The sequence below is a fragment of the Vibrio sp. 10N.222.52.B7 genome, assembly GCF_041474275.1.
Lineage (GTDB): Bacteria > Pseudomonadota > Gammaproteobacteria > Enterobacterales > Vibrionaceae > Vibrio > Vibrio crassostreae_C.
Genome location: NZ_JBFRTU010000771.1, coordinates 1 through 349, shown reverse-complemented (window position 1 = coordinate 349; position 349 = coordinate 1). Strand labels below are relative to the sequence as shown.

Sequence of the window (349 nt, the reverse complement as noted above, 5' to 3'; positions counted from 1 at the left end):
GGCCAAATAGCGTGGGCATTAAGAAAAAACAGCCCTCAACTAAAAAAAGAGATCAACAAATACGTCAAGACGGCACGAACAGGTACCTTACTTGGAAATGTTATCTATCAGAAATACATCGACAACACTCGCTGGTTAGGTAGAGCGCTCAACCCAAATAAAATAGACCGAGTGGCTAAGCTGTCAGATGTTTTTGAAAAGTATTCGAGTCAATACGAATTCGACCCTTTGATGATGTCAGCACAAGGTTTCCAAGAGTCTGGACTGGATCAAAGCCGGGTTTCTCACCGTGGAGCTATTGGTGTGATGCAGGTGTTGCCTAGTACCGCCAAAGACAAAAACGTCAACA

At 43.8% G+C, this 349-nt stretch carries 1 protein-coding gene; it reads left to right on the top strand.

All coding sequences use genetic code 11. The features are described from left to right. Positions 1 to 349, top strand: a 349-nt coding sequence (locus AB4512_RS25230) for a transglycosylase SLT domain-containing protein (protein ID WP_372176199.1), incomplete at both ends; no start/stop codon positions are given.